Annotated in this window: 9 protein-coding genes; 6 read left to right on the top strand and 3 right to left on the bottom strand. The window is 42.3% G+C overall.

The features are described 5' to 3' along the window. Window positions 1-412 precede the first annotated feature (412 nt). Complete coding sequence (gene gyrB / locus AAEY75_RS05325) at window positions 413-3,016, top strand: DNA topoisomerase (ATP-hydrolyzing) subunit B (protein ID WP_352258894.1); 2,604 nt, start codon at window positions 413-415, stop codon at window positions 3,014-3,016. A gap of 107 nt (window positions 3,017-3,123) precedes the next feature. Beyond that, window positions 3,124-3,753 (top strand): manganese efflux pump MntP, encoded by a 630-nt coding sequence (locus AAEY75_RS05320; protein ID WP_352258892.1) that lies wholly within the window; start codon window positions 3,124-3,126, stop codon window positions 3,751-3,753. Between the two features lie 422 nt (window positions 3,754-4,175). Here the strand turns inward: AAEY75_RS05320 and rlmF are convergent, their stop codons facing one another. Further along, the gene (gene rlmF / locus AAEY75_RS05315) at window positions 4,176-5,234 is read right to left on the bottom strand and encodes a 23S rRNA (adenine(1618)-N(6))-methyltransferase RlmF (protein ID WP_352259007.1); all 1,059 of its coding nucleotides are present in this window, start codon (window positions 5,232-5,234) and stop codon (window positions 4,176-4,178) included. 29 nt (window positions 5,235-5,263) lie between these two features. Further along, the gene (locus AAEY75_RS05310) at window positions 5,264-5,995 is read right to left on the bottom strand and encodes a LysE family translocator (RefSeq protein ID WP_352258890.1); all 732 of its coding nucleotides are present in this window, start codon (window positions 5,993-5,995) and stop codon (window positions 5,264-5,266) included. Between the two features lie 329 nt (window positions 5,996-6,324). Here AAEY75_RS05310 and AAEY75_RS05305 point away from each other — a divergent pair, with 329 nt between their 5' ends. From AAEY75_RS05305 to AAEY75_RS05295, 3 genes are read left to right on the top strand one after another with little or no spacing between them, the layout of a single operon-like run. Continuing rightward, window positions 6,325-7,125 (top strand): crotonase/enoyl-CoA hydratase family protein, encoded by an 801-nt coding sequence (locus AAEY75_RS05305; RefSeq protein WP_352258888.1) that lies wholly within the window; start codon window positions 6,325-6,327, stop codon window positions 7,123-7,125. Between the two features lie 58 nt (window positions 7,126-7,183). Continuing rightward, window positions 7,184-9,340 (top strand): McrB family protein, encoded by a 2,157-nt coding sequence (locus tag AAEY75_RS05300; protein WP_352258886.1) that lies wholly within the window; start codon window positions 7,184-7,186, stop codon window positions 9,338-9,340. Continuing rightward, on the top strand, window positions 9,318-10,730 hold the full coding sequence (locus AAEY75_RS05295) for an McrC family protein (RefSeq protein ID WP_352258884.1): 1,413 nt from the start codon (window positions 9,318-9,320) through the stop codon (window positions 10,728-10,730). The genes AAEY75_RS05300 and AAEY75_RS05295 overlap by 23 nt, the downstream gene beginning before the upstream one ends. 352 nt (window positions 10,731-11,082) lie before the next feature. Here the strand turns inward: AAEY75_RS05295 and AAEY75_RS05290 are convergent, their stop codons facing one another. Beyond that, entirely contained in the window at window positions 11,083-11,919 is an 837-nt protein-coding gene (locus AAEY75_RS05290; RefSeq protein ID WP_352258882.1) for a hypothetical protein, read from the bottom strand. Between the two features lie 561 nt (window positions 11,920-12,480). Here AAEY75_RS05290 and AAEY75_RS05285 point away from each other — a divergent pair. Then, the gene (locus AAEY75_RS05285; protein ID WP_502944372.1) at window positions 12,481-13,638 is read left to right on the top strand and encodes a MalY/PatB family protein; all 1,158 of its coding nucleotides are present in this window, start codon (window positions 12,481-12,483) and stop codon (window positions 13,636-13,638) included. The last annotated feature ends 231 nt before the right edge of the window (window positions 13,639-13,869 follow it).

Here is a 13,869-nt window from a genome sequence, read left to right as displayed (position 1 = left end):
TGAGAGCCATTGATACTAAGAAAACTGTCAGTAAACAGTGACTTAGAAGCAAAAAAATGGTAAAATTAGGCTTTATTTTTATCCTGTTTTCAGCAAGTTGTTTAATAGCGTTATGTAGATATTTTTTATTATCTACAGGTTTCTAAGTATTTGATAAATATGTGTTTAATTTATTCTACTGGCTTTAATAATGTTTAAAAAAAAGAAGCTGATTGTGAAGTGATAATACACTGACTTGGTATTCTCTGAGTCAATATCATCTCTGACGAAATTTTGGTTAATTATGTTTTAGCCAATAATGCGTATCGAAGATTTTTACTACAACAGTTGAGTCTAAAATAACGTTATGAGGCATCATCGTAGTGGTGAGTCCATAGCAAACGGCTGATTATGGCTAGATTAAGGAAGACACATGAGTGATTCATTACCTACCGAGCAACTAACATCAGACAGCATTGCTGAAACGACAGTGCCAGCTGTGGCGCCTGAAGTATTACCCTCTGATTATAGCTCTAAAGATATTCGCGTATTACGTGGGTTAGAGGCGGTACGTGTACGTCCTGGTATGTATATCGGTGATACCGATGATGGTACAGGCCTCCACCACATGGTCTTTGAGGTAGTGGATAACTCTATTGACGAAGCGCTTGCGGGTCATTGTGATCAGATTGACATCATTATCCATGAAGACGAATCTGTCAGTGTGATGGACAACGGTCGCGGTGTGCCTGTCGATATCCATCCAGAAGAGGGTGTATCAGCAGCACAGGTCATCATGACGGTACTGCATGCTGGTGGTAAGTTCGATGATAATAGCTATAAAGTGTCAGGTGGTCTGCATGGCGTAGGCATCTCGGTGGTCAATGCTTTGTCTAAAAAGCTTGAGATGAATATCTGGCGTGAAGGCTATCACTATAATCAGACTTATACCGATGGTGTACCTGATGCTGATATTCAGCAGATGGAAGCCACAAATCAAACGGGTACGCAAATCCGTTTTTACCCTAGTAGTGATGTGTTTACCGGTACTATTTTTGAATATGACATCTTGGCAAAACGCTTACGTGAGCTATCATTTTTGAACTCTGGTGTGCGTATTGTATTGACTGATGAGCGCATTGATAAGCGTCATGAGTTTGAACACAAAGGCGGATTGCTCGAGTTCGTTAGTTATATCAATGCTGGCAAAGACGGTGTCAACGAAGTGTTCCATTTTACCAGTCAACAAGACGACGGTATCAGTGTAGAAGTCGCACTTCAGTGGACAGATACTTATAACGAAAAAGTACTGTGTTTCACCAACAACATCCCTCAAAAAGATGGTGGTACACATCTATCAGGTTTCCGTTCAGCATTGACGCGCTGCCTGAATAGCTATATGGATCGTGAAAACTTATTCAAAAAAGAGAAAGTAGCTGCAACGGGTGATGATGCCCGTGAAGGTCTAACAGCTATCGTTTCTGTAAAAGTACCGGATCCAAAATTCTCAAGTCAGACTAAAGATAAGCTCGTATCAAGCGAAGTTAAATCAGCTGTTGAATCGGCAATGCATGATAAGTTTAATGACTATCTATTAGAGAACCCAAGTGCGGGTAAAGCGATTGCGAGTAAGATTATCGATGCGGCACGTGCGCGTGATGCTGCTCGTAAAGCGCGTGAGATGACGCGTCGCAAGACGACTTTGGATATCGCAGGCTTGCCGGGTAAGTTGGCTGATTGCCAAGAAAAAGACCCAGTACTATCAGAGCTATATATTGTGGAGGGTGACTCTGCAGGTGGTTCAGCGAAACAGGGTCGCAGTCGTAAAACTCAAGCTATTTTGCCATTAAAAGGTAAGATCTTGAACGTTGAGCGTGCTCGTTTTGATAAAATGTTGTCTTCTGCTGAAGTAGGCAATCTAATCACAGCACTTGGCTGTGGCATTGGCCCTGACGAATATAACCCTGATAAAGTACGCTATCATAAAATCATTATCATGACCGATGCCGATGTTGATGGGTCACACATTCGTACGTTGCTGTTGACCTTCTTCTTCCGTCAAACGCCTGAATTAATCGAACGTGGCTATGTTTATATCGCTCAGCCGCCGCTATATAAAGTCAAAAAAGGTCGTCAAGAGCTATACCTAAAAGACGATGAAGCGCTTAAAGCGTATCTACTGTCATCGACAATTGACAATACCAAGCTGCATATCAGTGCTGATGCGCCTGCGATCACTGGTCAAGCGCTTGAGACACTACTGAATGACTATAACCAAACGCAGCTGATCAAAGCCCGTTTGCAGATTCGTTTCCCAGCGGTACTTTTGGATGCGTTGACGCATACACCAAAGCTGACTACGGATATGACTAACGATAAGTCTGCTATGCAAGCATGGAAAGACGCCATGCAAACGCAGCTGGACCATTTTGGTAGTGATCTAAGTCCTGAGATTGAACTGATTAATATTCATGCTCCTCAGCCAAAAAATATGGATGCGGCAGCGGCTGATCTATTGGGCATGAAGCCAGAAGTGGTGGCTGAAGAAACTATCGACGGTGAAGCGTTATCTACCAAAGCACAGTGGCTACCACGTATCACGGTCTATGTGCATCAGTTGGCTCATCATTATCTACTGGATGCGAGTTTCATTAGTTCAGGTGAATACAGCAAGCTGTTGCGCTTATCTGCTGAATGGAACACGTTGCTTGAAAGTGATGCCTTTATCCGCCGTGAAGCAACAGCGGGTACGACTAAAGATATCCCAGTACGTGACTTCGATTATCTCTGGCAGCAAATGATGGTTGATGCACGTCGCGGTCTAGCAATCCAGCGCTACAAAGGGCTAGGGGAGATGAACGCCGATCAGCTTTGGGACACAACGATGGATCCTGAAAACCGTCGTATGCTACGCGTCACTATCGAAGATGCGATCGCCGCTGACCATATGTTTACCTGTCTAATGGGCGATCATGTTGAGCCGCGTCGTATCTTCATCGAAGAGAATGCGTTGACTGTTTCTAACCTAGATATCTAAATTTAGAGTTGGCTGTTAATAAGATATAAAAATACCGCTTTGGCATCCAAAGCGGTATTTTTGTTTCACGTGGAACAAAAAATTGACTATTTTACGAGAAAAATAAAATGATCGAAGTCGTATTACTCGCTATTGCATTGGCAATGGATGCATTCGCTGTGGCTATTGGACTGGGTGCTAAGTCACAAAAACAGAGTAGGTCTTATCTGCTGCGATTGGCTATTTATGCGGCCTTATATTTTGGCATTGCACAGGGCGTGATGCCACTTATTGGTTATCTATTAGGGGCAGCACTTTTGGGTTGGTTAGCTGCGGCTGCACCTTGGATTGGTGGGTTTATTCTTATCGCTCTCGGTGGAAAGATGCTTTACGAAGTATTTACTGCGGATGAAGAAGATGCTGTCGACAGTGCGCTTCACACAAACGGCAACGCTATAAATGCTGATAGTGAAGCAATGACAGTTATTCATAACGGCCATAAAACTATCAATCATCGCACCTTATTTACACTCGCCATTGCGACGAGTATTGATGCGATGGCAGCAGGATTCACACTTAATCTGTTAGAGCTAAATGCATGGTTAGCTTGTTTAATCATCGCGTTAATCACTGCTATATTTGGCCTGTTTGGTGTTTATTTGGGGTGGCGATCTGGTACGTGGTTAGAGGATAAAGCAGAAGCGCTAGGTGGATTAGTGCTGATCTTAATTGGGTTAAAGTTGATGTTTTTTAGTTAACACCACTCCCAAAAAATACGGTTAGTGGTGTCAAACTTGTTTAGTCTACAATGCGTATTATAGTCATTCCACTATAAAAATATTACAGCGTTAACCTCGCTTGAAGTATCACGTATACATCTGCACTCGGTTGCCTTGCACTACTTTTAAATTGAATCGACTATACTTGCACTCGTTTTCCTTACTACTCTAATTTTTGTGAATGGTATAGTCAAGTCTATATAAGTCCGCTACATCGTCATCCTCGCTAAGCATACTAATGTATAACTTGCACTCGGTTTCCTTGTATCGAAATTATATTGAACTGACTATATAACAAGTCGTTTTTTTAATTTATTATTCTCAATAAAAAGCACCGCTCTAAAATTTAGAGCGGTGCTTTTTTGTTTCACGTGAAACCTAAACGGATAAACTGCTAACGGCTACTCTTCGTCAGTGCCAAAGCGCCATGCCAATACACGGGTGCTCTTTTGACCCTGACTCATCTCGATAATACGCATTTGGGCGACATCAAGTTGCTTTAATAATAACTGTAATGGTTTCACGTTTTCAGACTTTGAGACTAGCGTCGTAAACCAACCGACATGCTCTGCAAAATCTTGACTCTCTTTTGCCATTTTGGTCAAAAAGGCAATCTCGCCACCTTCACTCCATAGCTCTTTATGCTGACCACCGAAGTTTAGGTTTTGTGCAGCATTACCTGTCTTCGACGAACTACGGCTTATTTGCTCGTTTTCATTTTTACCGCGATGTCTTTGCAAGTTATGTTGCTTGCGGCTGTTGGATTCCATCGCTTCTTCTAATGAGGCATGGAATGGAGGGTTACAGACCACCACATCAAAGTAGTCTTGGCGACCGATGATGCCTGCAAACATATGCTTAGGATTGGTTTGCAGTTTGACTTTTACCGCACCTTTTAGCTTTGGGTTGGCATCGCAAATAAGCGCGGCGGTATTGACCGAAATTGGATCAATATCGCTGGCAGTAAAGCGCCAGCCGTAGCTCTGGCTACCAATAATTGGATAGATGGCACTGGCACCCGTTCCAATATCTAAAGCGTGGATTTCTTTACCTGTCGGCGGTGTGTTATCCGCATTCACATGAGTGGTCTGCGCAAGCAAGTCCGCAATATAGTGAATATAATCAGCGCGTCCTGGGATAGGTGGGCACAAATAGCCTTCTGGAATGTCCCAAAACTTCACGCCATAATAATGGGCCAGTAGCGCCTGATTGAGGACACGTACCGCTTGGTGATCCGAGAAGTTAATCGTCGGCTCGCCTTTAGGGTTGGTAATCGTATGCTTGGCAAGCTCAGGCAACGCGCGAGTCAATACTGCAAAATCATAACGACCCTGATGTGGGTTACGCGGATGTAGCTGACCGAGTTTTTTGGCGGTTGCCGGTGATCTGTTTCTGTGTGTACTATTTGCTGGAATACGGGTCATAGTGTGTGGCTTTGATGTTTGAATATAATCGACCATTTTAGCAGATTTCACGAGTAACGAATGTCTTATCGACTACGTAAAATCAGATTTAATCCCAATACTATCATCGCTGTACCCAATACGCGGTCTATCCAATGTTCAAAACGCTGAAAGCGGCGATGAATCGCAGGGATAGAAAGGAGTATCACGACTGTACTAAACCATGCCATTTGTAAGACCATCATCCATACGCCATAAATGGCCAACTGCCACAGCGGTATATCAGGTGACAATACGAGCGTGAATATCGCGACGAAATATACGGGCGCTTTTGGATTAAAGACATTGCAAAAAAAGCCACGGCGCAACGTAGCAAAGGTGGATTCGCTATTGCTAGGTAACTTTTGGGTAGAGATATCTTTAGTTGTGGGCGTGGTTTGGCTAGTAAGCGCATCCTTTGAAACGTGAGTGCTTGAACTTACTTCTGAGTCTGCTGCATTTGTTAAGTTGGCTAAATCTGCTGGCTTTTGAGGCTTGGCTTGTATGCCCTGCCAACCGAGATAAATCAGATAACCACCGCCCAACCATTTGATAGCAGTTAATAGCGGCTGCGAATGTGCGATGACCGTCGCCAGTCCTAATACCGAATAGATAATGTGTACGGCAAGACCCAAGGTAATACCGAGACTACAGATCAAACCAGTGCGTCGACCTTTCGCCAATGTCTGCTGTGATACCAAGACAAAATCAGGCCCCGGGGAGGCTGCAGCCAGTAAGTGGACTGTAGTAATCAGCAAAAAACCGTGCCAAAATTCCATAAGATGCTCTGAGTAATGTCTATATTTTCCTCATGGTTACACTTAACATGAATCGGGTCAACTTATATTAATGGGAGCTTTATTCGTAGCAGTTCTACTGCTTGTGTTATCGCGCGAGGGTGTCTATATTAAAAGTGGGTTTATCGACAAATTTCTATGAATCCACTACCGTATTCTTATCTTCATTAGTAAGATCTGTATTGGTCAGAACTACATTGAAGATAGCCGATTGCTGCGACTGAGGATATATCAAGGCTATCAAGGATATCGAGGCGCAACGACATAACTACCCACTACATAATAATGATTATTTCAACAAGGACAGAACCATGACTACGGACAGTAACGCTACAGAAAACCGCATCACTTATAACACCCAAGGCCATGTTTGCCTGGTCGGGCTAAATCGTGCCAATAAACGCAACGCCTTTGACAGTCATATGATTGGTCAGCTTTCTGACGCGATGACTCGCTACGAGCAAGACGACAACTTACGCTGTGCATTGATATTTGCGCATGGTGATCACTTTACCGCTGGGCTGGATTTGGTCGAGCTGCAAGACAAGCTAAACGATGGCGTGTTTGAGTTTGATGGTAACCAAATTGACCCATGGGGCATCAGTGGAAAGCTGCGTACCAAACCTGTGGTCGTGGCGGTCAAAGGCACTTGCTTCACTGTGGCTATTGAGCTGATGCTCAACAGTGATGTGGTCATCGCCAGTGATAACTGCAACTTTGCACAAATGGAAGTCCAGCGCGGCATCATGCCATTTGGTGGTGCGACGGTTCGTTTTGTAGCCGCTGCTGGCTGGCAAAAAGCCATGCCGTATTTGCTTACTGGTAAGGCATTCGATGCGCAAACGGCTGATAGACTGAATTTGGTCAGTGAAGTGGTAGCAAACGGCACTGAATATGAGCGTGCATTGACGTTGGCACAAGAAATCTGTAAAGCTGCACCTTTGGGTGTGAGAGGGGCATTGTCTTCAGCGCAAGATGCCAGTCGAAATGGGGCAGCCACTGCATTGGCCAATATCCATAGTTATCTGCCGCCGCTCTTTCACTCAGAAGATGCAAAAGAAGGTGTGATGGCTATGGTTGAGAGACGTGAGGCTAAGTTTAAGGGGCGTTAGTTTCAAGGTATTAAATAATTAAAATATTAAAAATACAATTAGTTTATAAGGGTTAGGTATGGAGCAGGTCGTCGTTAGAAGTGATGATTATAATTCTAAATCACAAGTCACTAAGTATGAATGGTTAGAGATATTATCTGATGATAATTTTATGACCAATAACTATAAATATGTGCTGAGCATCTTCTTTTTAGAACCTGAGTACAAGGCAACCTGTAAATATTTAGCAGAAAAATATCATACTCACTCTAACTCTCTTACTGCTCTAGTAACACATTTTAGTAGAAGTGTTCAAGAGCGTTTAAATAGGTTTGAAATAACTACTGAGGAGGGAGATAAGACCTACTGGCTAGTTACAATGCTTGGTAAGAAGGTAGCGGGTAACTTGTTTGAATGGACACTACGGGACGAGTTAGTTGAAGCAATAAAGGAACTCGATTATATCAATGCCAATGCTATCAGAATAGATAGCATTGGTCATTTAGTTATTCTTATAAACAAAGACATTGGTGATTTAAAAAGAGACTTTCTTATAGCGAGAAAAGAGCTAACAGGCAATCAAAGAATAACTAACTCTAAATTGCTGTTCAAATATGATAGCGAAGACAGAGAGTGGGCAATTAATGAAGGGGCTGGTACGGAAGTTCAATACCATATTTACTTGTCAGACAATAAAATTGGTTATGGACTGGGGTTTAATACGCTGTATGTCAGATTCAAAGAAGAAAAGACTCCGATAGAGTATATCAAGCCTTATATAGATGCTTTCATGGCTTTGAAAGATAGTGACGAGATGGTCAAGCTTGCCGATAGAGGCTTTGTATTAAATACGGATGAATACAACTTCCAAAATCCTGTTAGAGACGAGCATTACTTATTCGGTAGAATAATAGCGTTAGATGATGCAAAAAAACTGCATTTAGTAGAATACTACAATATTATAAATGATCTAAAAGGTGATCTATTTAATGCCTATAAAAATGTTTTTAAACTCGCCAATGAGTTAAATATGACTGAGAAATCAAGTGTGCAACCGATTCAGCAACCGATTAATAATCCACTACTTAAAGAAATTAGCGAGTTATTACTAGCCAACAAAAACATTGTTCTTACAGGTGCACCCGGAACAGGCAAAACCTATTTAGCTAAAACGTTGGCTGAGGAATGGGGCGCAGAATATGAACTCATTCAGTTTCATCCATCTTATGACTATACTGACTTTGTTGAAGGCTTAAGGCCTATTCAAAATGAAAATGGAGAAGTTGGTTTTGAGCTACGAGATGGTAGTTTCAAGAATTTTTGTAAAAGAGCACTCAAAAACCAAGCCAACCAAGAGCTTGATAATTTTGATCAAGCGTATGCGAGTTTTATAGAGGATGTTACTGAAAAAGGCTTAGAGCTTGCGACACGTGTTCAAGGTAATCCTTTTCGAATAACGATAAACAAGAAAGGTGATTGTGTTGCCATACCTGACACAATCAAACAAACACCAATGATAGTTACTAAAAGCTATATTCAAACTTATTTTGAAACTGGCAAAGTAATAGATTGGAAGCCTTACTTAATACCAATTTGTAACTATATCAAAGAAAAATATGCACTAAGAATGTCTGATACGTGCGATAAAAACAAAAAATTCATTATTATCCTTGATGAGATTAATCGTGCTGAAATCTCAAAAGTCTTAGGTGAGCTTTTCTTCTCTATTGACCCTGGCTATCGAGGGGAGAGTGGTAGAGTCACTACTCAATACGCCAATTTGCAAACGGATGAAGATGTATTCAAAGAAGGTTTTTATATACCAGATAACGTCTATATTATTGGCACAATGAATGACATCGACCGCAGTGTTGAGTCTTTTGATTTTGCTATGCGCCGCCGTTTTGCATGGAAAGAAATTAAATCAGCAGATCGACTATCTATGTGGGAAGGTCAAATTGATGATTGGGCAGAGGAAGCTAAACAGCGCCTAACGGATTTAAATAAGGCTATCGAATCTGTGCAAGGATTGAATTCTGCTTATCATGTTGGCCCATCTTACTTCCTAAAGCTTACTAACTACGATGGCGATTTTGATAAGTTATGGACATATCATTTAGAGTCGCTACTTCTTGAGTATCTGCGTGGTTATCCTGATGCTGACCAACAGATTCAAGGATTAAAAGATGCTTATAATCTACAGTTAGGGTTTGATGATGATCGTAACGACGGATAATTCTTCATTAACTCTAGACGCTAATGTTCCAAATATTAATAGAGTTATAGCTGATTTATCACTACTCGCTAGTAAGAATATTGGCGAGCTAGTGACCACACATCCTAATTTATTGATTTTCCCTGCGCATTTTGAGGATAACGAAGATGATATTGCCAGTAAACCAATCTTTGAGTTAAAGGTTAATGAGTCTCAGACCGTTTTAGAGACAGGCAATGTCATGGGTTTTATTGGTGTAAAAGATACACAGTTGAAAATCCAGTCCCGTTTTGCTCGGGCTTCTGTTGTTGATAGTGATGACCATGCCAATCAAGAAGAGGCTATTGAAGAAGATTGTTTTTTACATTATATGCTGCAAAAAGTATTATGTATTAACCTGTTTGATTTAAAGCACAGTCGAAATCAAACCAATTTATTTGATTTTTTGGTATATCTGTTTCCTTATTTTCTTAAAAAAGCACTCTCACAAGGCCTGTATAAAGAGTATCAAAAGCAAAGCTATAATGACAGTAGTCTCAAAGGGGCTATCGATGTCAAAACCCATCTACGCAAAAACCTGCCGTTTCGGGGTAATGTTACCTACAATGTGCGCGAGCATAGTTTTGATAACCCAATCTCCCAGCTTATTCGTCATGCCATAGAGCTTATCAAACAAAAACCTAACCTGAGGGATGTGCTGCATAGCGACAGCGAAACACTTGATTTCGTCAATCTGATTGTCCAACACACTCCGTCATATCATGTACGCGACCGACATACTATCATCAATACTAACCGTAAGCCTTTTGTACATCCTTACTTTACGGAATACAGTGGTTTGCAAAAAATCTGCCTACAAATTTTACGTTATGAAGGTCTGAAATACGCCAACAACGATGATAAGGCTCACGGCATTTTGTTTGATGGAGCGTGGTTATGGGAGGAGTACCTCAACACGCTACTACGTCCTATCGGATATGACCATCCCACTAATAATACCCGACAAGGTGGTATCAAAGTCTATGCTCAAAAGTTTTCAGGTAATAACGTGCGTCGTTATCCTGACTTTGTGAAAGACAATCGTATTATTTTAGACGCTAAATATAAGCGTATGAAAGATAATAAAATCGATAGAGATGACCTTAATCAAGTCCTGTCATACTTGTTTTTGTATAAAGCGGATATCGGAGGTTATATTGCCCCTACAGAAGAGAATGACTTGGCGCTAAATATGGGATTGCTTAACGGTTTTGGTGGCAGTATCCACAAGTTTAAGCTATCCATTCCCCAACATGTTGCAAGTTATCCAGAGTTTAAACAGGTTATTGCTGTGAATGAGACAAAGTTAATTGCATCTATTGAAGAGCTATCTTTTAAGCAAAGTGTCGATGAATCTTTTTCAACTATCTAAAGTTTGAAATCATTTCGTAATAGTTGCCTTGAGATGCGTTTTAGCCCTGACAGTAGCGGCTATCCTGCTTGAATAGGCGTGTTGCGAAGGCTAGGTTTTGGGGCAGTCTCGTCACCAAACAGGAATGACCCAAACCGTTGCCTCGCCACGCCTAGATAAGCAGATAATAGCGGATGGCAGGATTGGCTCCCACTTCATAATAACTTTGATAACCACGAAATTTAACGCAGCACTTCGAAATACCATCAAGCGAACCAAACATACGACCCAGAAAAACCTCGCAATCGCGAGGTTTTTGTTTTATCTAGTATGACTGACTACAACAGCATCAGTGTTGACCACTCAACTATAATTATTTAGCTTTTTGGTAGTAATCAACCATCATCGTACCTAGCGTGCCGTTGTCATCAATAGTGACAATTCTGACCGTACCTGATTGTGCTGCGGTACTTGATTGTACTTGTCCTGCACTACCTAAGACGACTTGGTTATTTTTAGCCGCTTTTGCCTCATTACCGATAGCGATGCTATTCATGCCAGCTGCCATAGACTTATTACCAACAGCGACTGAGTTTGCGCCTTGTGCTGCGGCCGCTTCACCGACTGCCGTAGCACGAACACCACTAGCGTCAGCTAAATGGCCGAACGCTTGTGCGCGCTCGCTTGTGGCTTTGGATTTCCAGCCGATAGACGTTGAGCCTAGACCAGCAGCATTGGCTTCGCCGCCGACAGCTGTTGCTGAGTTCTGGCCTGCATTGGCTTTATTACCGACAGCGACCGTATCATTAGTACCACCAGCCATGGCTGCTTCACCAACTGCAGTAGAGCGAACGCCGCTAGCATTGGCCAAATGACCGAACGCTTGCGCGCGTTCAGCGGTGGCTTTTGACTGCCAACCGATAGAGGTTGAGCCTAGCCCTGCTGCATTGGCTTGACCACCGACAGCGGTTGCTGAGTTCAGACCTGCATTGGCTTGACTACCGATAGCGACAGTATCATTAGTGCCGCTAGTTGTGGCAGCGTTGCCAAGCGTGATGGCGGTACTGCTAGTTGCAGTTGCAGTGGTTGGAGCATCTGACATTTTATGATCAGCGCCTGTTGCCATCGTTGTGCATGCCGTGGTTGCGGCGATGGCTAACGTGAGCGCACTGATTTTTAGCACTGAATTCGGTAGAAAGTCCATTTTCATTCTTAATTCCTTTTTGATAGCCTTAACGGCTTAGTAGGTGATTTGGATGGATCAAAGCCATCAGGTATATAGTGTTGACATACTATGATGACATTCGTTCCAGTCGGTAGGTAAGCTTAACTCTAGTCAATCCCCTATACATTGGATACGGTGTCAGTCTCGCTTAGTCTACGATTTGTAGTACTTTCACTCGCCTTCCTTGTATCCAAATGATATTGAACCGACTATATACGACTTTTACATTAACTTATAGTGACCGTTCAAGCAATCAATATTCTATATAGTCAATCCTCTATAAAAGAGTGACAGCGTTAACCTCACTTGAGGTATCAGATATACATCTGCGCTCGGTTGCCTTGACCCTCTTTTAAACTGAATCAACTATCTCTTCAAAAAGTGGTTAAGCGAATGAGTAAACAGTAATTAAACAGCTGAACAAACAGTCAGGGTCTAACACACGCTAACCATTCGTCTATCCATATAACAACCATAAAGCCATTGGCGATGACGCCCTTCATGTTGTACCCTAAACCACTATTTTTATAATTAAGAAGAATGCCAATGCAATACGACTTTGATGAAGTAATCGACAGACGTAACACGGGTTCACTCAAGTGGCATTATAGCGATGACACGATTCCGCTATGGGTGGCAGATATGGATTTTAAGGCTGCGCAGCCGATCTTAAACGCAATTGAACAATCAGTGCAGCACGGCATATTGGGTTATACCAAACCTACAGATAGCCTGTATGACTCAATTATTCAGTGGCATGGCAGTCGTTATGGTTTGCAGCTGACTAAAGAGAATATCTTGTTCTCACCCGGCGTTGTGCCAAGCTTGGCGCTGATGATGAACGTCTTTACCGAAGTGGGCGAAGCAGTATTGGTCAATGATCCTATCTACACGCCGTTTATGAGCAAAGTTGAGCAAAATGGTCGTAAGCTTGTGCTCTCTGCATTACAGGAAGTTGAGGGTAAATATCATCTAGATTTGGCGGATATCGAAGCCAAAATAGTTGAGCATAACGTTAAGCTGTACCTACTCTGTAATCCGCACAATCCGGGCGGGCGCGTGTGGACGGTTGATGAGCTTGAAGCATTTCTTGCGATTTGTAAAAAGCACAATGTGGCGATTGTCAGTGATGAGATTCATCAAGATTTGACCTTGACTGGTCACACATTTATACCGTTTTTAACACTAGCAAAAGGCTACGAGCACAATGTCGTAAGCCTGACATCGATGACCAAAACCTTTAATATCGCAGGTATCAAAGGCTCGATGATATTTGCGACAGATGCCGCATTAGTCAAAAAAATTAGCCAGCAGCAGCACTTAAATGATGAATACGAGTTGAATCTATTCGCTTATACGGCCATGCGTGTGGCTTATGAGCAGGGCGATGAGTGGTTGACGCAGGCGCTGAATTATATCGAAGCCAATATTGATGTAACGGTGCAGTTTTTAGAAGAGCATTTGCCGAAGATTAAGGTCATGCGCCCAGAAGCCTCATATTTAATTTGGGTAGATTGCTCAGCGTATGGTCAAGAGGATCAAGTGCTTTATGACACTCTTCGAGCTGCCAAGGTTGAGTTGAGTGCAGGATTTAAATATGGTGAAGAAGGGCATCTTAAAATGCGTATTAATGTTGCATGTCCTAGAGCGTTGCTACTAGAAGGGTTGACTCGTATGCATGCAGCGTTGGGTGATGCTACGTAGTAAGTGCAGTAAGCCTAGTAAATGGCTGATGAATAGAGGGGCAGATAGCTTGTTTGTCACTGGGCTTATGATTGGGCTTACTGTCTCTTCTGTTCTTATTTTTAGCCCATTTAGACGACTATCGAGTGAATTGAAGGCACGCTCTAATAATAATCGCGAATAATTAATCATCTAATAGCCAATAGAGGGCGTAAACTTGTTAAAATAGGGCACCAATTTATCTATTGATGG

Origin of the sequence: Psychrobacter sp. TB55-MNA-CIBAN-0194, from assembly GCF_040309505.1 — a bacterium.
Classification (GTDB): Bacteria; Pseudomonadota; Gammaproteobacteria; order Pseudomonadales; family Moraxellaceae; genus Psychrobacter; species Psychrobacter fozii.
This window is presented reverse-complemented; position numbering and strand designations above follow the sequence as displayed.